Source organism: Streptomyces sp. NPDC037410 (assembly GCF_055602235.1).
Genome location: NZ_JBVJWR010000027.1, coordinates 83,668 through 106,447, shown reverse-complemented (window position 1 = coordinate 106,447; position 22,780 = coordinate 83,668). Strand labels below are relative to the sequence as shown.

Annotated in this window: 20 protein-coding genes; 9 read left to right on the top strand and 11 right to left on the bottom strand. The window is 73.6% G+C overall.

The genetic code is table 11. The features are described 5' to 3' along the window. Window positions 1-166: 166 nt before the first annotated feature. The 4 genes from ACZ7HT_RS32810 to ACZ7HT_RS32795 all read right to left on the bottom strand — a co-directional run bounded on the left by ACZ7HT_RS32810 (window position 167) and on the right by ACZ7HT_RS32795 (window position 6,129). The gene (locus ACZ7HT_RS32810; RefSeq protein WP_471172644.1) at window positions 167-1,675 is read right to left on the bottom strand and encodes a DUF4246 domain-containing protein; all 1,509 of its coding nucleotides are present in this window, start codon (window positions 1,673-1,675) and stop codon (window positions 167-169) included. A 92-nt stretch (window positions 1,676-1,767) separates the two neighbouring features. Further along, window positions 1,768-4,311, bottom strand: coding sequence for a class IV lanthionine synthetase LanL (gene lanL, locus ACZ7HT_RS32805; protein ID WP_471172641.1), 2,544 nt, complete (start codon window positions 4,309-4,311; stop codon window positions 1,768-1,770). Window positions 4,312-4,313: 2 nt separating this feature from the next. After that, window positions 4,314-4,484, bottom strand: coding sequence for an SflA family class IV lanthipeptide (locus ACZ7HT_RS32800; RefSeq protein WP_471172639.1), 171 nt, complete (start codon window positions 4,482-4,484; stop codon window positions 4,314-4,316). Between the two features lie 256 nt (window positions 4,485-4,740). Beyond that, window positions 4,741-6,129 (bottom strand): glycosyltransferase 87 family protein, encoded by a 1,389-nt coding sequence (locus ACZ7HT_RS32795; protein ID WP_471172636.1) that lies wholly within the window; start codon window positions 6,127-6,129, stop codon window positions 4,741-4,743. 113 nt (window positions 6,130-6,242) lie between these two features. On the opposite strand from ACZ7HT_RS32795, the gene ACZ7HT_RS32790 reads away from it, so the two are divergent. Next, on the top strand, window positions 6,243-7,418 hold the full coding sequence (locus ACZ7HT_RS32790) for a molybdopterin-dependent oxidoreductase (protein ID WP_471172634.1): 1,176 nt from the start codon (window positions 6,243-6,245) through the stop codon (window positions 7,416-7,418). Continuing rightward, window positions 7,415-7,837: a hypothetical protein gene (locus ACZ7HT_RS32785; protein ID WP_471172631.1), complete on the top strand. Its 423-nt coding sequence runs from the start codon at window positions 7,415-7,417 to the stop codon at window positions 7,835-7,837. Before ACZ7HT_RS32790 ends, ACZ7HT_RS32785 begins: the two co-directional genes overlap by 4 nt. Here ACZ7HT_RS32785 and ACZ7HT_RS32780 read toward each other — a convergent pair. The 3 genes from ACZ7HT_RS32780 to ACZ7HT_RS32770 form a co-directional block, all read right to left on the bottom strand. Beyond that, on the bottom strand, window positions 7,810-8,478 hold the full coding sequence (locus ACZ7HT_RS32780) for a class I SAM-dependent methyltransferase (RefSeq protein ID WP_471172628.1): 669 nt from the start codon (window positions 8,476-8,478) through the stop codon (window positions 7,810-7,812). The two genes, ACZ7HT_RS32785 and ACZ7HT_RS32780, sit on opposite strands and share 28 nt — an antisense overlap. After that, window positions 8,475-9,089: a TIGR04282 family arsenosugar biosynthesis glycosyltransferase gene (locus ACZ7HT_RS32775; protein ID WP_471172661.1), complete on the bottom strand. Its 615-nt coding sequence runs from the start codon at window positions 9,087-9,089 to the stop codon at window positions 8,475-8,477. Before ACZ7HT_RS32775 ends, ACZ7HT_RS32780 begins: the two co-directional genes overlap by 4 nt. 139 nt (window positions 9,090-9,228) lie before the next feature. Further along, entirely contained in the window at window positions 9,229-9,906 is a 678-nt protein-coding gene (locus tag ACZ7HT_RS32770; protein WP_471172656.1) for a glycosyltransferase family 2 protein, read from the bottom strand. A gap of 133 nt (window positions 9,907-10,039) precedes the next feature. Here ACZ7HT_RS32770 and ACZ7HT_RS32765 point away from each other — a divergent pair, with 133 nt between their 5' ends. Further along, the gene (locus tag ACZ7HT_RS32765) at window positions 10,040-10,768 is read left to right on the top strand and encodes a response regulator transcription factor (protein ID WP_471172625.1); all 729 of its coding nucleotides are present in this window, start codon (window positions 10,040-10,042) and stop codon (window positions 10,766-10,768) included. Then, window positions 10,765-11,877, top strand: a complete 1,113-nt coding sequence (locus tag ACZ7HT_RS32760; RefSeq protein WP_471172624.1) for a sensor histidine kinase — start codon at window positions 10,765-10,767, stop codon at window positions 11,875-11,877. Before ACZ7HT_RS32765 ends, ACZ7HT_RS32760 begins: the two co-directional genes overlap by 4 nt. Before the next feature lie 6 nt (window positions 11,878-11,883). Here ACZ7HT_RS32760 and ACZ7HT_RS32755 read toward each other — a convergent pair whose 3' ends face one another. Further along, window positions 11,884-12,945 (bottom strand): NAD-dependent epimerase/dehydratase family protein, encoded by a 1,062-nt coding sequence (locus ACZ7HT_RS32755; protein WP_471172621.1) that lies wholly within the window; start codon window positions 12,943-12,945, stop codon window positions 11,884-11,886. A 107-nt stretch (window positions 12,946-13,052) separates the two neighbouring features. Beyond that, window positions 13,053-13,667, bottom strand: a complete 615-nt coding sequence (locus ACZ7HT_RS32750) for a hypothetical protein (RefSeq protein WP_471172618.1) — start codon at window positions 13,665-13,667, stop codon at window positions 13,053-13,055. A gap of 579 nt (window positions 13,668-14,246) precedes the next feature. Here ACZ7HT_RS32750 and ACZ7HT_RS32745 point away from each other — a divergent pair. Continuing rightward, window positions 14,247-15,062: a lipase family protein gene (locus tag ACZ7HT_RS32745; protein WP_471172616.1), complete on the top strand. Its 816-nt coding sequence runs from the start codon at window positions 14,247-14,249 to the stop codon at window positions 15,060-15,062. Window positions 15,063-15,094: 32 nt separating this feature from the next. On the opposite strand, the gene ACZ7HT_RS32740 is transcribed toward ACZ7HT_RS32745, so the two are convergent. Beyond that, window positions 15,095-15,958 (bottom strand): NAD(P)H-binding protein, encoded by an 864-nt coding sequence (locus tag ACZ7HT_RS32740; protein ID WP_471172615.1) that lies wholly within the window; start codon window positions 15,956-15,958, stop codon window positions 15,095-15,097. A gap of 127 nt (window positions 15,959-16,085) precedes the next feature. Between ACZ7HT_RS32740 and ACZ7HT_RS32735 the strand changes: the two genes are divergently transcribed. Beyond that, window positions 16,086-16,538 carry a MarR family winged helix-turn-helix transcriptional regulator gene (locus tag ACZ7HT_RS32735; protein ID WP_471172613.1) on the top strand — a complete coding sequence of 151 codons (453 nt, stop codon included), beginning with the start codon at window positions 16,086-16,088 and terminating at the stop codon, window positions 16,536-16,538. Between the two features lie 99 nt (window positions 16,539-16,637). Here ACZ7HT_RS32735 and ACZ7HT_RS32730 read toward each other — a convergent pair whose 3' ends face one another. Then, window positions 16,638-17,483 carry an SDR family NAD(P)-dependent oxidoreductase gene (locus ACZ7HT_RS32730; RefSeq protein WP_471172611.1) on the bottom strand — a complete coding sequence of 282 codons (846 nt, stop codon included), beginning with the start codon at window positions 17,481-17,483 and terminating at the stop codon, window positions 16,638-16,640. Between the two features lie 129 nt (window positions 17,484-17,612). On the opposite strand from ACZ7HT_RS32730, the gene ACZ7HT_RS32725 reads away from it, so the two are divergent. The 3 genes from ACZ7HT_RS32725 (at window position 17,613) to ACZ7HT_RS32715 (ending at window position 22,742) form a co-directional block, all read left to right on the top strand. Further along, window positions 17,613-18,188: a TetR/AcrR family transcriptional regulator gene (locus tag ACZ7HT_RS32725; RefSeq protein WP_471172608.1), complete on the top strand. Its 576-nt coding sequence runs from the start codon at window positions 17,613-17,615 to the stop codon at window positions 18,186-18,188. Window positions 18,189-18,315: 127 nt separating this feature from the next. Then, entirely contained in the window at window positions 18,316-18,621 is a 306-nt protein-coding gene (gene zapE / locus ACZ7HT_RS32720; protein WP_471172606.1) for an AFG1/ZapE family ATPase, read from the top strand. A 221-nt stretch (window positions 18,622-18,842) separates the two neighbouring features. Continuing rightward, the gene (locus ACZ7HT_RS32715; protein WP_471172604.1) at window positions 18,843-22,742 is read left to right on the top strand and encodes a Pls/PosA family non-ribosomal peptide synthetase; all 3,900 of its coding nucleotides are present in this window, start codon (window positions 18,843-18,845) and stop codon (window positions 22,740-22,742) included. The last annotated feature ends 38 nt before the right edge of the window (window positions 22,743-22,780 follow it).

Genomic DNA, 22,780 nt, shown 5'->3' with positions numbered 1-22,780 from the left:
ACCCACACAGACTGGGGAAAAAACGCAAACAACACGCCCCCCTTATGCAGGGGGGCCAGGGGGCACTTTCCCCCCCCCTGTCCCCGCGCCTGGGGGGGGGGGGGGGGGGGGAACCCCCCCCCCCCCCCCCCCTCGACGCACCTCCGGGTCGGCCTCGCCCGGGCCTTCAGTGCTCGCAGAGCGAGAATTCCCGTTCGTAGAGCTGCTCGTTGTGCTCGTCGACGAAGAACTTGCGTTCCCGCATGAGCTCTTCGCGGTATTCCCTGGCCTGTTCCAGCGTCATGGTCGACGTGTCGGACCACGGCTGCTGCGGCGGCACATCGGACGTCGAGACGATCCTCTCCGACGGGTCGACCAGGAAGAACGCGAGTATCTTGCGATGCCCCGGACGGGTGGCGTCCGCGAGGCGGAACGAGCCGACGCGGTGCTGCAGGACGTTCGGGAACGCCAGACAGCGGCCCGCCGGCGTCGACGCCGACCCCAGTACCTGGTTCAGCGCGTCCTCGTCCTCAAGACCGAAGACGTCACGCAGACCGTCGTCGTCGTTCTGCTCGTACTCCGGGTCGTCCAGCGCCGCCCGGAAACTCAGCCGGCTCTCGGTGATGTTCTCGCTGTCCCAGTAGCAGATGGCGGTCGAGACGATCCGCTCGTTCAACATCCCCTCGACATGCCAGGAACCGCCCTGGTACTCCGGCTTGTCCGGCGTGAGATGGATGGTGGCGAGCTTGACGATGACCTGGAGACTCCGCCCGCGCAGGTCCACCCGTGCGGACTCCTCGGGCGACTCGGGCCGGGTGTACTCCGGGGCGTCCGGGACTTCCGGGCGGCGGTTCTCCCACCACGCGTCCATCGCCTGGTCCCAGGCGCGGCGGGCCTCCGCGTAGGCCTCGTCGTCGCTGTAGGAGGCCTTGCTCGGGTACTCCGGCTCCGCTCCGTACCACTTGTACGGATCGGCCTCGATCCGCGGGGGGCGAGGATGGCGCAGGTCGGTGAGCACGTTCTCGAACAGCGGGCGCACGCGCGCGAACAAGTCCGGGAGGACGGCGGCCAGTTCGCCATGGGCCTCGGGGTGGACGTTGTCGACGTACGACCGGAAGGCGACGTCGCCTTCGTCACCGACCTCGACGTCCGTGGGCAGCCACTGGAACCTCTCCGAGAACTCGTACCGCGAGTAGTGGTTCGTCGGGTTGCGCCAGGCCCGCTCGGGGGCGCCGCTCACCTCGTTCACGAGGCAGAACAGGGACGGATGAACCAGATCGAGCACCTGGCCGTCGGACCCGGGATGCCAGTCCCGTTCCGCCTCGGGGACCTCTTCCAGAACCCGGACGGCCTCGCGCAGCCGGCTCCTGAGCTTGTCGTCGAGCATGGCGTCCGACTGCCACACGCCGTCGACGGCCGACACCTCGATGCCGGTTCGTTCGTCCCGCAGCGAGGCGTAATGGGCGAGTTCGGCGAGCACGTAACGAACCTGCGCCTCGGTGAGGCCCTGGTCGAGTGCTTCCCGCGTCCACCGGGAGACGATGTCGGCGTCGTTCATCTTGTCGAACCATCCGGGCTTCGCCCTGAGGTGCGAGCTGCACTGCATCATCTGAAGTTCCCTCAGCGTTCGGGGATGTGCGAACGGCAGGGAACGGGCGGCGTGAAAGGGCAGCGGGAAAGCGGACAGCTCAGTCAATTCTCTTGGTCCTACCAGTCGGTGTGAGGTGCCGGGAACGATACGTCAGCCGACTGACACCGCCGTGGTGGAGGAAGGCGGGCTCGTGGGACTCATGCGAAGCCGAGCCGCGGGCCGCCCGGGTCGCGCAGACGTCGGAAGAAGGCGAGCACGCCCGCGGAGCCACCGGCCCACGTGCCGCTCGCCCGGGCGAGACCGGTGTCCGGGAACACCGGCCGGGACCATGTGCCGCCGCTGCGGCTCAGGATGAGCAGGGCGACGGTCTCGGCCGCGTCCCGGAACTCCTCGGACGCGGAGGCCTCCGCGAGGTCCACCATCAGTTCGCCCACTCCGGCAAGGCCGCAGCACTGCGTGACCAGCGGCATCCGCGGTGCCAGTGCGGCACAGGCCCGCGCGGCCCGCCGGGCGAGGTCGAGGTGTCCGGGCTCGTCGAGGCGTTCGGCGGCCCGGACGAGCACGCTCCCGATGCCGGCCAGGCCCCGGCACCACGAGCCGTAGCGGCGCGTCGCCCCCGGTGCGGCCGCCGCCGCGATGATGTCCGGTGTCAGGACGGCCAGGCGTGCGGCGGCCTTCTCGGAGCGGCTGATCGCGTCCGGGTCCGCGGTCGCGGCGCCGTACTCGAGCAGGAACCAGGCGACGCCCGCCTCGCCGTGCGCGATGCCCTCACGGAGCGCGGCGCTGCCGGCCGTGTCCGCACCGGCCGGGGTCAGTCGGGCGGTGCCCGATGCCAGCATCCGGTCGCAGTCGGCGGCGACGGCGAGGTGCCGGTCCGCCGCGTGCCGCTGCCCGGAGCCGAGGGCGTGCCGGGCGAGGAGCAGTCGGCCGAGGCCGGTTCCGGCGGCGCCCGCGATCAGGTCCGCCTCCGGAGGCCCGCCGTCCGGCGCGCGGTCCGGCAGCACGGGGTGTCCGGACTTCGCTTCGACGGCTGCCCCCGCCCGTGACGCCGCCTGGGTGAGGAAGAGTTCGACGCCGGTGCGCCCGGTGTAGAAGCCGGGCGGCAGGTTCCGCGACTGCTCCGCCGTCCAGTGCGCCAACTCGGCTACGGTCGAACGCACATGGGGCCGGTGGGCGTGGTGCAGGAGTTCGAGGCCGAGCCCCGCACTGCCGCCGTAGACGTCGATCGAGGTGGGAACGTTCAGCTGTGCGGCCCGTTCCGGGTCCACGATCGCCTGCGCTTCACCCACGCAGAAGGCGGTCGTGTGCGCGATGATCTCGTCCAGCAGGTCGCCGTCGATCCGGGGGCGCGCGGGCCCGCGTACGGTTCCGGGCGTGCCGGAGCGCAGACGCTCGGCCGAGACGGTCCGTACGGCCGGGTCGAAGCTCAGCAGGCCGGTGATCGTCGCCCGGATGCCCCGGTGGGCGTGCCCGGGGAGTGCCCCTGCCAGGCAGGCCAGGGTCCGGTCCCGATTGACCTCGTGGTTGGCGTCGACGATCACCGGGTCCATGCCGGTGGCGGCGAAGAAGAGGGTCGCGCCGAGGGCGTAGTAGTCGTCGGCTGCGGCGGCCGGTCCCGTCGCGGGCAGAACGGGCTCGCTGTATCCGGGGGTCGCCCCTCCGGGGCCGGTGCCGTCCCACTCGCTGATCCCGAAGTCGATCACGTGGCACCGGCCGGGGCCCGAGTCGTCGAGTACGACGTTGTCGGGCTTGAGGTCGCGGACGACCACGTTCCGGCCGTGGACCGCGTCCAGGACGCGCAGGAGCCGGGAGGCGAGGGCCGGCAGGCCGCGCGCCGACCGGGTGTCGTCGTCCCGGTAGGGGCCGTTCAGCAGAACGTCCCTGCGCAGGTCCCGCGTGCCGCAGTCGCTCATCACCAGATACTCGTCCGACTGGTGAGCGAAGTAGTCCAGCGCGCGCGGTACGCCCGTGACGCCGTCGAGCGCGGCCAGGACCGTGCGCTCGTTGCGCAGCCGGTGGCGGGCGTCCGTACCGGATGCGTCCTCGCCCACGAAGGCCCTCGCCTGTTTGACCACCACCGGCCGCCCGTGGGTGCGGTCGACCGCGCGGTAGACGTTGCCCCGGGGTGCGCGGGCGATGCCCGCGGTGACGGTGTAGCGCCCGCCGCCGAAGCCGGGCGCGACGGCCCGCTCGTCACCGCGCCCGGAGCCGGTCGCGAAGGGGTCCTCTGCCCAGGGAGGGCACCGGTAGCGGCCGACGGCCAGGCCGTCGAAGATCCGGCCGTCCGGCCCGGTCATGACCGACTCGAGCCGTCCGCTCCGGCCGGTGCGGTAGTCGCCCGTGAAGGGGCCGTAGCGGTAGTAGACCGGGGCCCTCGGGTCGACCCGCCGGTCGCTGACGACCCGCGGGCCCTCCCGGTCACGCAGTACGGCGGCGAGGTCCCGGGCGACGTCGACCACGGCATCGGCCACGGGGTAGACGGTGATCGCCTTGCCGACGGCTCCGGCGCTCACCACCCCGGAGTTGAGGCGGCGCAGGGTCTCCGGGTCACGGGCGAACTTCGCGTGGCAGACGTACCGGGACAGCACCGGCAGGACGAGCCGGGTCACGGCGTCGAGGTCGCCGGGACGCGCCGAGACGTGCAGTTTCCATCCGTGCTCCATCGCCGGCATCCGCGGATCGTTGAGGTACGACCATGTGGCGTCGGACCAGCCGCTGCGGCCGGCGATGGAGACGGCCACCGCTACGAGTTCAGGTCACAGGCGAAGCGGGTGGTGGCGGTCACCCAGGGGTCGGCGAGACACGCCGTGTGCTCGCGGTCACCGCGGTCGTCGTCCTCGAACGCGATCGCCTCGTCGTCGATCTCCAGCGGACCCGCGTCGCGGAATCCAACGGTTTCCAGAAGATCCGGCACGGCTAAGGGCATGTGACGCCTCCATCGTGTGTCGTGCACTGAGGAGCGGACAATGGCCGACGCGGGCCGGTGGACCCGCTGGGCCGGGACTCGCTGCACAAAGGTAGGGAGCGGGCGAACGCGCTGACAAGAGGGCCGCAGACGCCACTCCCGAGGACTCCCACGTTCCGGAACGGGCGTCAGATCCCGCCGGAAACATCCCGTTCTCGCCTTGCGCGTTGCGGTTCGTGGTCGCGGCTTTCCGGGAGAAAGCGCGTCACCTCGTGGGACTGGACACGCTGCGCAGGCCGACGCTCATGCTGCGGCGTCCCACGCTCCGTCGTCGTGACCACCACACGACGACGACCAGGATCCCCGCCGCCCCGTACGCGGCGGACACCACCACCGGGCCCGCGAGGTACGCCACCGCGCCGGCCAGGGCGACGCCGAGCCACTCCCAGCGGCCGTCCAGGGCGACGAGGGCGATGAGCAGCAGGGCGTACCAGGAGTAGCCGGGAGTCAGCAGGAGGAACGTGAAGCCCGTGGTCGACAGGGCGCCGTGCCAGGGGCGTTCGGGGTCGCCGCGCCACCACACCGCCGCCGACACCGCCGCGATGCCGAGGAGCGCCACGGGCAGCGCCCAGGTGTCGGGCAGCACGAGGCGGAGCAGGGCGTAGCGGCCGCCCGCGCCCGCGTCGTCGTAGCCCTCCTCCCGGGCGTAGCCGCTCAGGTAGCCCAGGACCGAACCGTCGGAGAGGAGGACGTACGGCAGGTACGTCAGCGCCACCGTCCCCGCGGCCGTCAGCGTCACGGCCGCGACCGTACGGGCCCGTCGGATTCCGGACAGCGCCCCGGGCAGCAGCACCGCGGGCAACAGCTTCGCGGCGACGGCCAGACCGAGCAGCACTCCGCCCGTGACGTGGCGGCGGTCTGCCAGCAGAACGAGCGCGCCGACGGACAGGAGCACGGCCAGGACGTCGACGTGGGCGTTGTTCACCGCCTCGACGGGGACCGCCGGGCACCACGCCCACAGGGCGGCCCTGCGCGGATCCCCTCGCCGGCGCAGAGCGCCGAGCAGGAGGCCGCTGACGGCCAGCGCGAGAACGGCCGAGCCCGCCTGGAGCCCCTTGTGGCGGACGCCTCGCGGAGACAGGGCGTGGACGAGGAGGAACCAGCCCTCGGCCACCGGAGGGTAGATCGTATGGACAGCAGGCCTGTTGATCCGGGTGCACCGGCCGTCGCCGAGGGGCGCGAGCGCGGCGCCGTCCCGCTCGCAGACCGCGGCGCGCGGGAAGAGCCAGTCGTCCCGGAGCCCGGCGAGGGCCGGGTCCGCGGGCGCGTGATCGTACGGGGAGGTGCCGGACGCCTGAACCCGGCCGTCCCACGCGTACCGGTAGGAGTCCGTGCTCGTCCGCGGCGCCGCCACCAGGCCCGTCGCCGTCACCGCGACCGCCCCGGCGAGGACGAGCGGGACGACGTGCCGGCGGGGGACACGACGCAGGGCGATCGCGGCCGCCGCGAACACCGCCCACGCACCCGCGTACTCGGCCAGGAAGCCGGTTCCGTGCGCGCCCGAGCGGAGCAGCAGGGCCAGCGACGCGGTCAGGAGCGACAGCAGGAGCGTGGTGACGACGACGGGAAGCGGGAGACGGCGGTCGCGGGTCATGGGCGCAGACTGGCAGCGCGTACGACGGGGGCGGAGGAGACCCGGCGGAGCGTTCGGGTTTCGTAAGGTGTCGGACCGCCCACGCCGCCGCACGCCGCGGTGTCATGGACGGCATGACGATCCGTATGCCCCGGCTGCCGCGGCCCGCGTTCCGGCCACCGGCCGTCCGGCCGCCCGCGTTCGCCGGGCGCCTCCACGACGCCAGAACCGCGACGGCCGTCGGCCGGTGGCTCGGGGCGGCCTTCGCCGTCTGCCTCGTCACCGGCCTCGTCAGCCACTACCTGCAACACCCGCCGGCCTGGCTCGCCGACCGTCTGCCCTCCCGGCCGGTCTGGGGTTACGCGTTCACCCAGGGCCTCCACGTCGCCACCGGACTGGCGGCGATCGTGCTGCTGCTCGTCAAACTGTGGGCGGTGTACCCCCGGTTGTTCGTGTGGCCGCCGGTGCGGTCCGTGCGGCACGCCCTTGAGCGGCTGTCCGTCGCGGTCCTCGTGGCCTCGGCCGTGTTCGAGGTGCTGACGGGGCTGCTCAACATCGTCGAGTGGTACCCGTGGCCCTTCGCCTTCGTCCCCGTCCACTTCGCCGTCGCCTGGGTGGCGACCGGCTCGATCCTGCTGCACCTCGCCGTCAAGGCCCCCGAGATCAGGGACCACTGGGGCCGTCGCTCGGCGGGCACCGGGGCCCTGCCGGTCCAGGACGCCGTCGACCGGCGCTCGTTGCTCCTCGCCACCGGCGGCGCCGTCGGCGTGGTGACGCTGACGACCGTCGGCCAGTCCTTCACCCCTCTGAAGGCCTTCGACCTGCTCGCACCCCGGCATCCCGACCACGGCCCGCAGGGACTGCCCGTGAACCGGACGGCCGCCGCGGCCGGCGTGACGGCGCGCCGTCTGGCGGGCTGGCGTCTGGAGGTCGCGGGACCCCGCCCGTACGTCCTCACACTCGACGCCCTCAGATCGATGCCCCACGCCGGAGCCCGGCTGCCGATCGCCTGCGTCGAAGGCTGGAGCGTCGGCGCCGACTGGGGCGGAGTACGCCTCCGGGACCTGATCGAGCGGGCCGGCGGCCGGCCCGGCCGGGACGCCGTGCGGGTGACGTCGCTTGAAGTGAGTGGGGCCTACCGGGTGATGGAGATGGGCGCGGAGTACGCGGACGATCCGCTCACCCTCCTCGCCCTCACCCTCAACGGGCGGCCGCTCACGCTCGATCACGGCTTCCCGGCGCGGATCATCGCCCCCGACAGGCCCGGGGTCCTGCAGACGAAGTGGGTGCACAGGCTGGAGGTGCTGTGAGAACGGTCAGCGTGCTGCGGTACGGGCTCGGCGCGCTGGGCGTCGCCCTCGTGGGGCTCGGAGCGTGGCTGGTGGCGGACCGGCCGGATCCGCTCGGTGTGTTCGTGTGGCTGGCGGGCGCGCTCGTCCTGCACGACGGGATCGTCGCCCCCCTCGTCCTGGCCGTGGGACTGCTGCTCGTGGGACGGCGCCGACGGGGCCTCTTGCGTGGGGCGTTGCTGGTCGCGGGGAGCGTGGTCCTCGTGGCGCTCCCTCTCCTCGTACGGCCGGGAGCGCCGCCCAACCCCTCGGCGCTGCCCCTCCCGTACGGGCGGAACCTCGCGATCGTCCTGGTGGCCGTGACCGTGGTGACGGGCGTGCTGTTCGCCGTACGGCAGGGGCGGGAGCGCCGTCAGGGGCGGGAGGCGGCGGACGACTGAGGGGCGCCGAGCGACAGGAACGTACGCCCGTCCAGGGCCCATTGTTCGCACACGTCCCACCCGGCACGTCGCGCGTGCGCGGCCAGGGCGCGGCAGCCGACCCGGGCCCAGGGGAACGGCGCCCCGCGCCCGCCCCGGCCGTCGTCGACCCGTACCTCGCAGCACTCGTCGACGTCCACGGACGCGCATTCCACGAGGGCGCGCCCGGAAGGCGACACGATCTGCCGGAGCCGGCGCAGCAGGGCGGTCGGGTCGCCACCGATCCCTATGTTGCCGTCGATGAGCAGCGCGGTGTCCCAGCGCCCCTCGGCGGGCAGCGGTGCGAAGACCGACCGGCACAGGGCCGCCCCGCCGAGCCGCAGCGTGCGGGCGACGGCCTCGGGGCTGACGTCGACACCCAGGGCGCGCCGGCCCTCGGCGGCCAGCGCGGCGACGAGCCGGCCCGGCCCGCAGCCGACGTCGAGGACGGCGCCCCGACACCGGTCGAGCACCGAGCGGTCGGCGCTGTCGGGGGCAGTGCACCAGCGCTCGATCTCGAGCGGCAGGAGCCAGCCGTCGTGCCGGCGCAGGAACAGCGGGCCCCTGCCGGTGCGCAGGGCGCAGTCGTACGGGTCGGCCCGCCACGCCGTGGTCGTGGTCAACGGCCCGCTCCCGTGGTCGCGGCGGTGAGCTCGGCGTACCGGGCGGCGAAACGGGTCCCCGGCGCGTCGGCCGCCACCTGCCGGGCGTCCGACGCCGTGTCCACGTCCCGCAGGACGGGCAGGGAGCCGACGCGCAGCCCGGCCGCCCGCAGGCGGGCGTACTGGACGGCCCCGGTGTCGGGTGCGGACATGGGGACGCCGTGGAGGAGGGAAGGGGCGGGGCGGGCGAGACCGAGGGCCCAGAATCCGCCGTCGGCGGCGGCACCGAACCAGGCGTCGTACGCGTCCCAGCGCAGCGCGGGGGCCAGGAGCTCCGGTGTGACCTGTGGAGTGTCCATGCCGATGAGCAGGGCCGGTCCCGGGCAGCCGGCGAACGCGGCGGCAAGGCGCACGTCGAGCCCGCCGCCGGTCTGGGGGACGACCGCGAAGCCCGGTGGCAGCCACGCTCCGGGCCGCCCGTCGAGCACGAGGACGTGCCGGTCCGCGGGGACGCGCGCGGCGGCGGAGAGCGTGTCGGCGAGCGAGGCCTCGGCGAGCGCGGCGGCCTCCTCGGGGGTGAACGGGGGAGTGAGCCGGGTCTTGACGCGGCCGGGCCGGGGCTCCTTGGCGATGACGAGGAGGGTGGTGACGAGGGGCGTGGTGACGTGGGGTGTGGTGACGAAGGGTGTGGTGACGAGGGGCGTGGTGACGTGGGGCGTGATCACGGGCGGCCACCGCCCGATGCTGCCGGTTCGTCCGGAAGGAAGGTGATCACGGACGGCCACCGCCCGTCGGCGCCGGCTCGTCGAGCACCTTGCGCATGTCGTGGACCGCCTGCCACGTGCCCTTCCACGTGCCCGTGACCTTGGACCGGCCGGCCCGGGGCAGGTACGGGACGTCGACCTCGCGCACCCGCCAGCCCGCGTCGGCCGCCCGGACGACCATCTGCAGCGGGTAGCCGCTGCGCCGGTCGTCGAGACCGAGCCCGAGCAGCGCCTCGCGGCGGGCCGCCCGCAGGGGCCCGAGGTCGTGCAGCCGCAGCCCGGTGCGCCGGCGCAGCAGCCGGGACAGGGCGAGGTTCCCGGCGCGGGCGTGCGCCGGCCACGCGCCGCGCTCGGTGGGGCGCCTGCGGCCCAGCATCAGGTCGGCGGAGCCGTCGGCCACCGCGCCGACGAGGCCGGGCAGCAAGCCGGGATCGAGGGAGGCGTCGCAGTCGCAGAAGCAGACGAACTCGGCGTCGGAGGCGAGCAGTCCGGCGTGGCAGGCGGCGCCGAAGCCGCGCCGGGGCTCGTGCACGACGGTGGCGCCGAGCGCGGCGGCGACGGCCGCCGATCCGTCGGAGGAGCCGTTGTCGACGACGATCGCCCGCCATCCGGCCGGAACGCGGGCCAGAACCCAGGGCAGGGCATCCGCCTCGTCGAGGCAGGGAAGGACGACATCTACGGTCATGGGGGTCACATGCCTCACCGTAGGAACCGGGGGGCCTTCCGGGGCCGCTCCACTCCTTACGAAACGCGAACGTCCTCCGACGTACGCCCGGGTGGCGGTGACCGCCCGGCGGGAGGATGCGACGCTGTGCGGCATGAGCGAGCACAGCGCCCCGCCGTCCCCGGCCAGGATCCTGGTGGTCGACGACGATCCGACCGTGGCCGAGGTGGTGACCGGATACCTCGGCAGGTCCGGCTTCGCCGTGGAGCACGCGGCCGACGGCCCCGACGCCCTGCTGCGGGCCGGGGAACGGCGGCCGGACCTCGTGGTGCTCGACCTGATGCTGCCCGGTCTCGACGGTCTCGAGGTGTGCCGGCGGCTGCGCGCCGCCGGACCCGTCCCGGTGATCATGCTGACCGCGCGGGGCGACGAGGAGGACCGGATCACGGGCCTTGAGGTGGGCGCGGACGACTACGTGACGAAGCCGTTCAGCCCGCGCGAGCTCGTACTGCGCGTCGAGTCCGTGCTGCGGCGCAGTCGCGGAGCCGGGCCGGCGGTCGGCCGGTCGGTCCTGCGTGCTGCGGACCTCACCGTCGACCCGGTCACCCGGAGGGCCACCCGAGGCGGCCGCGAACTCGCCCTCACCCTCCGTGAGTTCGACCTCCTCGCGTACTTCCTGGAGCGGCCCGGCGCCGCGCACACCAGAGAGGAGCTGATGCGCGGGGTGTGGGGCTGGGACTTCGGCGACCTGTCCACGGTCACGGTCCATGTGCGGCGTCTGCGCGCCAAGATCGAGGACGATCCGGCGCGACCCCGGCTCATCCAGACCGTATGGGGCGTCGGATACCGCTTCGAGCCGCGGAACGACGGGGGAGCGGCATGAAGGACGTCCTGCTGATCGCCGGTTTCGCCCTGGCGGGAGCCGTCTGCGCCGGTCTCGCCGGAGCGGTCGTCCTCCGTCTCGTACGGCACCGTTCGGTCGCGGTCTCGCTGACGGTGGTCGCGGCCGTCACGGTGACGGCGATGCTCGCCGGGACGCTCGCCGTCGCGCAGGCGATGTTCCTGTCGGGGCACGACCTGTGGGTGGTGACGGTCGTCGTCGCCATGGCGGCCCTCGTCTCGCTCGGCACCGCCCTCGTGCTCGGCCGCTGGGTGGTGGCCCGCAGCCGGGCCCTCGCCCGCGCCGCACGCGACTTCGGCGACGGCGGCAGCTTCTCGGCGCCCGACGGCGCGGCCACCGCCGAACTCGCCGCGCTCACCCGCGAGCTGGCCGCCACCAGCGCGAAGCTCGAAGCGTCCCGGGCCCGCGAGCGCTCCCTCGAGGCCTCCCGCCGGGAGCTCGTCGCCTGGATCTCCCACGATCTGCGCACCCCGCTGGCGGGGCTGCGCGCCATGGCGGAGGCCCTGGAGGACGGCATGGCCGACGACCCCGCCCGCTACCACCGGCAGATCCGCACCGAGGTGGAGCGCCTGACCGCCATGGTCACCGACCTCTTCGAACTCTCCCGCATCCACGCCGGCGCCCTGATCCTCAGCCCCAGCCGCATGTCCGTGTACGACCTGGTCGGCGACGCCCTGAGCGGAGCCGACCCGCTGGCCCGCGAGCACAGGGTGCGGCTCGTGGGAGAGGAGGTCGCGGCTGTGCCCGTCGAGGTGGACGGCAAGGAGATGACCCGGGTCCTCGCGAACCTCCTCGTCAACGCCATCCGTCACACGCCGGCCGACGGGACCGTCGCGGTCGCGGCCGAACACCGCGCGGACGCCGTCGTCCTGTCCGTCACCGACGGCTGCGGAGGCATCCCCGACGAGGACCTCACCCGCGTGTTCGACACCGGCTGGCGCGGCACCGAGGCCCGCACCCCGCCGGCCGGGGCCGGGCTCGGCCTCGCCATCGTCCGCGGCATCGTCGAGGCCCACGCGGGCCGCGCCGAGGTCCGCAACGTCCCCGGCGGCTGCCGCTTCGAAGTCACCCTGCCGGCGGCGGCGAACTGACCGGGGTCAGGAGAGGCCCACCGAGGCCCGCTGTCCGGCCCCGGCGAACTCCGTCATGCCCTCGGCGAAGCCGACCACGGGTCGCCAGCCGAGCTCGCCGCGCAGCCGCGACGAGTCGGCGGTGACGTGCCGGACGTCGCCGAGACGGTACTCGCCCGTCACCACGGGCTCGGGGCCACCGCACGCCCGGGCGAGCGCGAGGGCCATGTCGCCCACGGTGTGCGGCTCGCCGCTGCCGGTGTTGTACGTGCTGAGCGCGCGGGCCGGCAGACCGTCGGCGGCCTCGAGGGCGACCAGGTTCGCCGCCGCCACATCCCGTACGTGCACGAAGTCCCGACGCTGACCGCCGTCCTCGAAGACGCGGGGCGCCTCGCCCCGGGCGAGGGCCGAGCGGAAGAGGGAGGCCACACCGGCGTACGGGGTGTCGCGGGGCATCCCCGGCCCGTACACGTTGTGGTAGCGCAGCGAGACCGCCGTGCCGCCCACCGCGCGCGCCCATGCCGCCGCCAGGTGCTCCTGGGCGAGCTTCGTCGTCGCGTACACGTTGCGGGGGTCGACGGGGGCGTCCTCCGCGACCAGGCCGGGGGCGGGTTCGGCGCCGCAGGCGGGGCAGCGCGGCTCGAAGCGGCCGGCGGCGAGGTCCTGGGGCAGGCGGGCGCCGGGCCGTACGGCACCGTGCGCGGGGCACTCGTACCGCCCCTCCCCGTACACGACCATCGACCCGGCGAGGACGAGCCGCCGCACGCCGGCGTCCGCCATGGCGGCGAGCAGCACCGCCGTACCGAGGTCGTTGCTGCCCACGTACTCCGGGGCGTCGGCGAACTCCTTGCCGAGACCGACCATGGCGGCCTGGTGGCACACCGCGTCGACGCCGTGCAGTGCGGCGTGGACCGCGAGCCGATCCCGGACGTCCGCGTGGAGGAACTCCACGGCCGGCAGCTCCGGGGCCACGCCGTGCGCGCTGGGCAGCAGGGCGTCGAGAACCACCGGCTCGTGCCCGGCCTCCGTGAGGGCGGTGACGATGTGCGAGCCGATGAATCCGGCTCCTCCTGTGACGAGTACACGCATGGGAGCGACGCTACGGACCGGATCAGGGATCAGCGGGAGCCCGCGCCGGTCCGTAAGACTTCCGTCACGTCCATGCGGGCCATGGGGCTCGTCGACATGGCCGCGGGTCAGGCCAGGACGTTGACCGCGCGGGCGACCACCAGGCCGAGGATGAGCAGGGAGACGAGGGACTGGACGCCCATGGTGATCTTCGCCCACGGGGCCAGGGGCATGACGTCCGTGGGGCTGAACGCGGTGGCGTTGGTCAGCGCGAGGTAGAGGTAGTCGACGAACTGGGGCCGCCAGTCGGCGCTCGCCACTTCGGGGTTGAGCTGCTGGGGGAAGGCGAGCGCCGGCGCTGCGGGCATGTGGTGGGCGCGCGCCGCGGCCCCGCCGCAGTCGAGCTCGAAGTAGAGCAGGGAGAAGGCGAGGACCGTGCAGGCCCACACCGTGCTTCCGCTCTGCAGCAGGCTGGTGGCGGAAGCGGTCTCCTTGCCGCCCTGGAGGATGTCGTCGACCAGCCGGACGGTGGACCAGACGGCGCTGAGCGCGAGCACGCCCACCAGGGCGATCGACAGGGAGCGCAGCACCGTCGAGCGCCGGTCGATCCGCCCCGGGTCACCGGCGATGAGCGCGAGCAGCAGCAGTCCCTCGACGGCAGGGAGCACCCAGCGAGGCGCCAGACGGAGGTCGTCGGGAAGCAGGAGGGTCAGCGCCATGGCGGCGACGACGGCCGCGGCCATCGGCCACCGGTGCTCACCGACGGGCCCGTGCGGACTCGTTCTCTCGGCTGGCTCGGGGATGCGTCCGGTCACGGTGGCGGTCCCTTACGTTCGCGTGCGGAGTGGTGGTCGCCGTCCTGCTCTTCGGAACATATAGCGGGCCGGTGGGCAGGCCGCGCATCTCACCCTTCGGCGCCAGGGCCACGTGGCGCGTGTCGTGCGGAGGCCTCAGACGGGCGTCAGGTCCGCCTCCGCCAGACGCAGGTGCAGGCGAAGAGCGCTGCGACCGCTAGTCATCTACAACTTCCGCCACTACCACGGGCTCGCTCCCGAGGTAGGCCACGGCTTCCGCTCGGATTCGGCCCAGGCCGCCGCACCTGTGGGGTGACCGCCTCATCGAAGCCCCCTGGTCGCGAGCGAGCCCGGTCCGTCCGGGTGACGAGGGATCGTTCCTGCGGATCGGCCGGCCTGTGGGAGCCGGGAACCGCACCGGTTCCCGCATAGCGTCTGGCTGCCCGGTCGGCCCGGACCGGCCGGCGTTTCGGCCCGCGGGACGCTCCGCGGGCGATCCCACTCCTCACCATGGCCGGGAGAGAGGCCGTGTCCGTACCGTCCACGATCGACCACACCGCCACGAAGCACAGCCCCCAGCTCGCGTACTGGATGGTCAAGGCCGCCGCCCTCGCCTACAAGGACGAGGCCACCGTCGAGGCCACGGCGCGAGGCTGGGGCTTCGACCGGGTGCGTCACCACCACACGCGGTTCACCCCGCCGTTCCCGCTGGCGGACACCCAGGCGTACACGATCGCCAGCGACAAGATGATCATCACGGGGTTCCGGGGCACTGAGCCCGCGCAGATCCGGGACTGGCTCTCGGACGCCACCACGCCTCCGTGGCCGGGCAGGACCGGCTACATCCACTACGGCTTCGGCCAGGCCCTCGACTCGGTCTTCCCCGCCGTGAGGGACACGCTTGCGGACTTCCGCGACAACGAGCAGAGCGTGTGGTTCACCGGACACAGCCTCGGCGGCGCACTCGCGATGCTCGCGGGCTGCCGCATGTACCTGGAGGAGCCGCGGCTGCAGGCGGACGGCATCTACACCTACGGCCAGCCCCGTACCTGCGACCGGCTCCTGGCGGCTTCCTGCAACAAGACCTTCAAAGACCGCTTGCACCGCTACGTCAACAACAACGACATCGTCCCGCAGCTGCCGCCCGAGCCCGCCTACACCCACGTCGAGACCTTGCACTACATCGACGCGAGCGGCCGCGTCCGCTCCTCCATGCCGCTGATGGGCGCGCTGGCGGACCGGGTCAAGGGCGCCACCGCCGACCCCCTCGCCCTCGCCGGCGACGCTCTGCGCGACCACCCCGTCAAGAACTACGTCACAGCCATGGAGAAGAACCTGGCGTGAGGGTTCGAGGCCTTGGCCGACCTGCCGTCAGGTCATCCCGCCAGGGCTGCTCGGAACGTGTCCGCGTGGCGTGCGCACCATTGCGCGAACGTACGGGGGTTACGCCGAAGGAGGCGCTCTACCGTGTCGGTGCGCAGGCCCGCGGTGTCGGCGCGCATGAGAGCGAAGCCTTCGGCGAGGGCCTCGGCGAGGGCGGGCGGAGCTCCGCCGGGGAAGCGGGACCGTACGGCCTCGTCGGGCGTGGCCACTTCGCGTACGTCCAAGGGGCGGCCGATGGTCTCGGCGAGGACGCGGACCTGCTCGGCGACCGTGAAGAGTTCGCCGCCGGTGAGGACGCACGCGGTGCCCTCGTGGCCGTCCTCGGTCAGCGCGGTCGCGGCGACGGCGGCGATGTCGGCGGGGTCCACGGGTGCGTTTCGGCCGGGGCCCGTCGGGTCGAGGACGTATCGCCCCTCGCGCAGGGTCGGCAGCCAGTCGAAGGCGTTGGTCATGAAGCCGCCGGGGCGCAGGAAGGTGGCGGGGATGCCGCTCGCGCGGATGAGTTGCTCACGCGCGTGGTGCCAGCGCCCCATGGCGGGCATCGGGTCGCCGAGCACGTTGAAGGACGACAGGTGCACGATGCGGCGGACGCCGGCCTCGCGCGCGGCGCGTACGGCATGGGCGGTGTGGTCGATGCCGATCCCCGGGGTGGGCAGGAACAAGGCGTCGGCACCTCGGAAGGCGGCGGCGAGGGTGGCGGGGGCGTCGAGGTCGCCGATGCGGCGCTCGGCTCGTACGGGGAGGTCGGCCGCGCGGGCGGGATCGCGGACCAGGAGGCGGAAGTCGGCGCCCCGTGCGTCGAGTTCGCGCACGAGTTCACGGCCGACACGTCCGGTGGAGCCGGTGACGAGTAACATGAGACACCTCAGTTCATTAGCCGACTAATGAAAATGCGTGGGGGACGTTAGCCGGTGCATCATGAGCCGTCAACCGAACCGCCCGCCGTCGCCCCGCGGTCGTGTTCCGCCCCACCGGAAGGCCGCGATGTCCGAGTTCCTCGATCTGCACGGCAGGACGTCGAAGGCCCTACGCGCCCTGGCGGACCGCGACATGCGGCGGCACGGCCTGCACCTGGGGCAGAACCACCTGCTCGCCCTGCTCTGGGAGGCCGACGGCCGCACTCCGGGCGCCATCGCGGCCGAACTGCAGGTCACCACGCCCACCGTGACCAAGATGGCCACGCGCATGGCGGCCTCCGGGCTGCTCGTCCGACGCCCTGACGACCGGGACAGCCGACTGGTCCGGCTGTGGCTCACCGACGAGGGACGCGCACTGCGGGAGCCTGTCGAACGGGAGCGCCGCCTGCTGGAGGAGCGGGTCACGGCTCAACTCACCGCCACCGAGTGGAGACACCTGATGGCCGCACTGGGCAAGATCCACCGCACGGCCGGTGAACTGCTGGACGGCGGCGGCGGCACCGACGAAGCCGCGGTGTGAGGGGCGGAGGACCGGGTCTGGTGAGCCGCCGTGCGGGGGCATCCGTCCACCTGCCGCCGGAGCGCGCGCCGAGGTGCCGGTCGGCTGACGTGGAGTGCTTCAGCGGAGCCAGGAGCGGGTGAGGCTCTGGACGGCGGCGCCGTCGAGGTCGGCGAGCGTGGTGCCGACGAACTCGCGCGCCCAGTCGGAGGTCTGCACGCGGAACGGGGGGTGGTCCGCGGTCAGGGCCTCGATGATCGGGGCCGCGGCCTCGAACGGCGTCTGGGCGTTCCCGAAGGACGTCCGCGTGCGGGTGATGTACGCCTGGAGGGCCGGGGCGTACGGTCCGGACGCCGCAAGCAGGGCGGGGATGTCCAGGCCGAGGTTGGACACGAACTCGCTGGCCACCGCGCCCGGTTCGACCACGGTGACGTCGACGCCGACGGTGTCGGCCACGGGGGAGAGCGACTGCATGAAGCCCTCGACGGCGAACTTGGCCGCACAGTACGCCTCGTTGAAGGGCTGACCGACGGCTCCGCCCACACTGGTGACGGTGATCACCCGGCCCCGGGAGGCGCGCAGGTGGGGCAGGGCGGCGCGGGTGGTGGCGACGACGCCGAAGAAGTTGACCTCCATCGTGGCGCGGACGGCGTCGAGGCTCATCTGCTCGATGGTGCCGACCTGGGCGGCGCCGGCGTTGTTGACCAGGGCGTCGAGGCGGCCGTGCTCGGCGATCACCTCGTCGAAGCACGCGGCGACGCTGTCGGCGTCGGCGACGTCCAGGCGCTTGACCTGGATGCGGTCGGCGACCGCGTGCTCGGCCGCCGCCTTGAGCAGGGTCTCGGCCTTTCCGGTGTCGCGCATGGTCGCGATGGTGGTCCAGTCGGCCTGGGCGGCGGCCACGGCGGCGGCGAGGCCGATGCCGGAGGAGGTGCCGGTGATCAGAACGGTCTTTTCGCTGGCCATCAAGGGTCTCCTTGCCTGTCTGAAACGGAGCGCCGGGCACTAACCGGGGAACTCCCCACTTAACCGAGAGGCTAACCGGGGGATTCCCCGGTTGTCCAGATAGACTGGACCCTGACGAAGGGAGCAGCCTTGACCGCCCAGCCGAGCGTGTTGCGCGCGGATGCCCGCCGCAACCGGGAGCGCATCCTCGAAGCGGCCGTGCGCGCGTTCGCCGAGAAGGGCGCGGACGTTCCGATCGACGCGATCGCCAAGGCCGCCGGGGTCGGCTCGGCCACGCTCTACCGCCACTTCCCCACGCGCGAGGCCCTGGTCGAGGCGGCCTACCGCAACGAGCTGGCCCGCGTCTGCGACAGCGCCGCCGAGTTGCTGGCCGACCTTCCGCCGGACCGGGCGCTACGCCAGTGGATGGACAGGTTCATCGACTACCTGGCCGCCAAGGAAGGCATGGCGGACGCCCTGCGCGCCGCGGTCGCGTCCGGCGCGGACCCCTTCGCCGAGACCCTCGACAAGCTCGGCGCAGCGATCGACTCCCTCCTGCGCGCCGGAGCCGAGACCGGCCTCCTGCGCTCGGACACCGACCCCTTCGACGTCGGCCTGAGCCTCGCCGGTGTCGCCCTGATCACCAGCTCACCCGCCCAACGCGAACGCTCCGGTCGCCTGCTCGACCTGATCCTCGACGGACTGCGATACGGGACGGACACGTAGCCGCCTCCGCTCGCCGGCGGCCCCGAGCAGTCCCGCGACGGGTCGCGGCACCGGCGAACAGGTCTGCCGCCGGCCCGCGGGAGGCCGCCCCCGTCGGGGCTCACCTGCGGAGCTCCCGGCCCGCGCCGTGCGCGGTGACATCGTCTGGTTCGCGTTCGACGCCCTGTGCGAGGCCGCGACGGGGGTGCCCGCTTACCTGGCCCTCGCCGAACGTTTCCCCACCCTGGTCCTGGACGGTGTGCCCCCGCTGGCCGAGGCCTCCGCGGACGGACGGCAGCGGTTCGCGAACCTCGTCGACGTCGCCTGCGACCGTGACATCCGGCTCGTCCTCATCGGCGCCGACCCCCTGACCGCCCTCCCCGCCGACCAGGCCCTCACCCGCGACCCGGACCGCACGGCCGGCCGCCTCGCCATGCTCCAGCGGACGAACTGACCCGACGGCACCGCAGCAGGGCCGTACGGCCGTGACGGCACCCGCCCGCCCATGGCACGCGCAATACCGGACTTCCTCGGCAACGCGCAAGGGATTCGACCAGGAAAATCCCGGTCGCCGCACTAGACTGACGGGCTGTTTGGCGCCGGATCGGAACAACCTGGGCAGACCCGGGCTCCACCGGCGACCCGGACGCTTCCGGGAGCGAGACGCGAGGGCCGATGTCAGCCACACCTGAGCGCGCTGAACTCACTCTGCTCGACGACGGGGAGACGTACGAGGACTCCGGCAAAGCGGCCCGGTTCTCCGCCGGGCCCGCCGCCCCGCCCCGTACGCTCGTCGACATCCTCGACGCGACCGTCCTGGCCCACCCCGACGAGCCCGCGCTCGACGACGGCTCCGCCCAACTGTCCTACCGCGAGCTGGCGGCCGAGGTCGAGCGGCTGCGGCGCACCCTCGCCGCGGCCGGCGTCGGACTCGGCGACCGCGTCGGCGTACGCGTGCCCTCCGGCACCAACGACCTGTACGTGGCCATCCTCGCCGTGCTCGCCGCAGGCGCCGCCTACGTGCCGGTCGACGCCGAGGACCCGGACGAGCGGGCCGAACTGGTCTTCGGCGAAGCCGGGGTACGCGCCGTGCTCGGCGCCGGTCGGTCCGTCGAGGTGACCGCGGCCCCCGAGCCCGGCCACGCCCCCGCCGCCCGCCCCGGGCCCGGGCACGACGCCTGGATCATCTTCACCTCCGGCTCCACCGGACTGCCCAAGGGCGTCGCCGTCGGCCACCGCAGCGCCGCCGCCTTCGTGGACGCCGAGGCCGCGCTCTTCCTCGCCGAGGAACCGATCGGACCCGGCGACCGGGTCATGGCCGGACTGTCCGTCGCGTTCGACGCCTCCTGCGAAGAGATGTGGCTGGCCTGGCGCCACGGCGCCTGCCTCGTGCCCGTCCCGCGCTCCCAGGTGCGCAGCGGCGCCGACCTCGGTCCCTGGCTGGTGGAACAGGAGATCACCGTGGTCTCCACCGTGCCGACCCTGGCCGCGCTCTGGGACCCCGCGGACCTGGGCGAGGTCCGGCTGCTGATCTTCGGCGGGGAGGCCTGCCCCCCCGAACTGGCCCAGCGCCTGGTGACCGAGGGCCGCGAGGTCTGGAACACGTACGGTCCCACCGAGGCCACCGTCGTCGCCTGCGCCTCGCTCCTGACCGGTGAGGAACCCATCCGCATCGGTCTCCCGCTGAACGGATGGGAACTGGCCGTGACCGACGAGTCCGGCGAACCGGTGCCCATGGGCGGCAGCGGCGAGCTCGTGATCGGCGGCGTCGGCCTGGCCCGCTACCTCGACCCCGCGAAGGACGCCGAGAAGTACGCCCCGCTCGCCTCCCTCGGCTGGCGGCGCGCCTACCGCAGCGGCGACCTCGTCCGCGCGGAGCCGGAGGGCCTCGTCTTCCTCGGCCGCGGCGACGAGCAGATCAAGCTCGGCGGCCGCCGCATCGAACTGGGCGAGGTGGACGCCGCGCTCCAGGCCCTGCCCGGCGTCGCCGGAGCGGCCGCCGCGGTCCGCACCGCGCGCGGCGGCAACGAGCTCCTCGTCGGCTACGTCGTCACCCAGGAGGGATGGGACCACGCCGCGGCCGTCGCGCGGCTCCGCGCCGAACTGCCCGCGGCCCTCGTGCCGCTCCTCGCGCCCGTCGCCGAGCTGCCGACCCGTACCTCGGGGAAGGTGGACCGGAACGCGCTGCCCTGGCCCCTGCCCGAACTCGAGACCACCGGCCCCGCCGAGCAGCTCTACGGCACCGAGGCCTGGCTCGCCGAGCAGTGGAGCGAGACCCTGGGCGTGCCCGTCACCGGTGCCGCCGACGACTTCTTCGCCATCGGCGGCGGCAGCCTCGCCGCCGCCCAGCTCACCACCAGGCTCCGCACCCGCTACCCGAGCGCGGCCGTCGTCGACATCTACCAGCAGCCCACCCTGCGCAAGCTCGCCCGCCATCTGGAGCGGTCCGTACAGGACAGCGGGGCGGCCCGGACCGTCGCCCCCGTCCCGCTCCGGTCCCAGGTGACACAGTCGCTCATCCTGCTACCGCTGTTCACCCTGGTCGGACTGCGCTGGACGGTGGCACTCCTCGCCCTGGGCAACGTCCTCCACCGGTTCGGGCCCTACCCCTGGGCGCCCACCGCCTCCTGGTGGCTCGTCGCCGCCGGTGCCGTCCTGCTCCACAGCCCGCCGGGCCGGCTCGCCCTCGCGGCCGGTGGCGCCCGCATCCTGCTCCGCGGGGTCGAGCCGGGCCACTACCCGCGCGGCGGAAGCGTGCACCTGCGCCTGTGGACGGCCGAACGACTGGCCGACCTCGTCGGCGCGACCTCCCTCACCGGGACCTGGCTGGAGCGCTACGCACGCGCCCTCGGCGCCAAGATCGGCCCGGAGGCCGACCTGCACTCCCTGCCTCCCGTGACCGGCATGCTCAAGCTCGGACGCGGCTGCGCCGTGGAGTCCGAGGTGGACCTCTCCGGGCACTGGCTGGACGGGGACCGGCTGGAGATCGGCCCGGTCAAGGTCGGCGCGGGCGCCGTCGTCGGCACCCGGAGCGTGCTCTTCCCGGGCGCGCGGGTCGGCAAGCGGGCCGAGGTGGCCCCCGGCTCCGCCGTGACCGGACAGATCCCGACCGGCCAGCGCTGGGCCGGAGTGCCCGCCGGCAAGCTCGGCAAGGCCAAGCGGAACTGGCCCAAGGAACGCCCGCCGCGTGCCGTCCGCTGGCGCGCCCTGTACGGAGCGAGCGGCCTCTGGCTCACGGTCCTGCCCGTGCTCGCCGCCCTGCCGGCGCTGCTCGTCGTGAGCCTGTTCGTACCCGCCGACGCCGGGCTCGCCGACGCCCTGCGCGGCGCGCTGACGGCCGTGGTGCCCGGAGCGCTCGCCTTCGGGTTCGCGTACGCGCTGCTGCTGCTCGTCTCGGTGCGCCTGCTCAGCCTCGGGCTGCGGACCGGGACCCACCCGACGCACAGCCGGGTCGGCTGGCAGGCCTGGACCGTCACCCAGCTGATGGACCTCTCCCGGGAGACCCTGTTCCCGCTGTACGCCGGGCTGATCACCCCCGTGTGGCTGCGGCTGCTCGGCATGCGGATCGGCCGGGGCGCCGAGGTGTCCACGGTGCTCGCACTCCCGAGCCTGACGACCGTCGGCGACGGCGCGTTCCTCGCCGACGACACCCTGACCGCTCCGTACGAACTGGGCGGAGGCTGGGTCCGCATCGGACATTCCGAAATCGGCCGCCGGGCGTTCCTCGGCAACTCCGGAATGACCGCGCCGGGCCGCAGCGTGCCCGACGACGGGCTGGTCGGCGTCCTGTCGGCCACCCCGAAGAAGGCCAAGAAGGGCAGCTCCTACCTGGGGCTGCCACCGGTCAAGCTGCCGCGATCCGCGGCCGACGCGGACCGGAGCCGTACCTACGACCCGCCCGCGCACCTGCTGTGGGCCCGCGGCCTGGTGGAGCTGTGCCGGCTCGTCCCGGTGTTCTGCTCGGCCGCGCTCGCCGTCCTGACCGTGGCCGCGCTGTGCGCCCTGACCGCGACCGGCGGAGTGGGGGCCGCGCTGCTGTCCGGAGCGGTCCTGCTCGCCGCCGGGGCCATGGCCGCGGCGGTCTCCGTGGCCGCGAAATGGCTGCTGGTGGGCAAGCACCGGACGGGGGAGCACCCGCTGTGGAGCGGCTTCGTGTGGCGCAACGAACTGTCCGACACGTTCGTCGAGGTCCTGGCCGTGCCCTGGCTCGCCGGTTCGGTGCCGGGGACCCCGCTCCTCACGCTGTGGCTGCGCGGTCTGGGGGCCCGGATCGGCCGGGGCGTGTGGTGCGAGAGCTACTGGCTTCCCGAGACGGACCTGGTGACCCTTGCCGACGCCGCCACCGTGAACCGCGGCTGTGTGTTGCAGACGCACCTCTTCCACGACCGGATCTTGAGGACGGATACTGTGATCCTCCGCGAGGGCGCCACCCTGGGCCCGAACGGAATCGTCCTGCCCGGAAGCACGGTCGGGGCCCGCAGCACACTGGGACCGGCCTCGCTCGTGATGGCCGGGGAGTCCGTCCCCGCCGACACCCGCTGGCTGGGCAACCCGATCGAGGCGTGGCGGTCCTGAAGGGGCTACGGCGCACGAGCACAGCGCAGGGAGCGGAA

Excerpts from the sequence above, each read along its gene's own strand:
- ACZ7HT_RS32735 (WP_471172613.1), top strand. The coding sequence starts at position 16,086 with ATGTCCGAGTTCCTCGATCTGCACGGCAGGACGTCGAAGGCCCTACGC.
- ACZ7HT_RS32790 (WP_471172634.1), top strand. The coding sequence starts at position 6,243 with ATGACGATCCGTATGCCCCGGCTGCCGCGGCCCGCGTTCCGGCCACCG.
- ACZ7HT_RS32730 (WP_471172611.1), bottom strand. The coding sequence starts at position 17,483 with ATGGCCAGCGAAAAGACCGTTCTGATCACCGGCACCTCCTCCGGCATC.
- ACZ7HT_RS32715 (WP_471172604.1), top strand. The coding sequence starts at position 18,843 with ATGTCAGCCACACCTGAGCGCGCTGAACTCACTCTGCTCGACGACGGG.
- ACZ7HT_RS32770 (WP_471172656.1), bottom strand. The coding sequence starts at position 9,906 with ATGACCGTAGATGTCGTCCTTCCCTGCCTCGACGAGGCGGATGCCCTG.
- ACZ7HT_RS32740 (WP_471172615.1), bottom strand. The coding sequence starts at position 15,958 with ATGTTACTCGTCACCGGCTCCACCGGACGTGTCGGCCGTGAACTCGTG.
- ACZ7HT_RS32765 (WP_471172625.1), top strand. The coding sequence starts at position 10,040 with ATGAGCGAGCACAGCGCCCCGCCGTCCCCGGCCAGGATCCTGGTGGTC.
- ACZ7HT_RS32750 (WP_471172618.1), bottom strand. The coding sequence starts at position 13,667 with ATGGCCGCGGCCGTCGTCGCCGCCATGGCGCTGACCCTCCTGCTTCCC.
- ACZ7HT_RS32760 (WP_471172624.1), top strand. The coding sequence starts at position 10,765 with ATGAAGGACGTCCTGCTGATCGCCGGTTTCGCCCTGGCGGGAGCCGTC.
- ACZ7HT_RS32795 (WP_471172636.1), bottom strand. The coding sequence starts at position 6,129 with ATGACCCGCGACCGCCGTCTCCCGCTTCCCGTCGTCGTCACCACGCTC.
- ACZ7HT_RS32755 (WP_471172621.1), bottom strand. The coding sequence starts at position 12,945 with ATGCGTGTACTCGTCACAGGAGGAGCCGGATTCATCGGCTCGCACATC.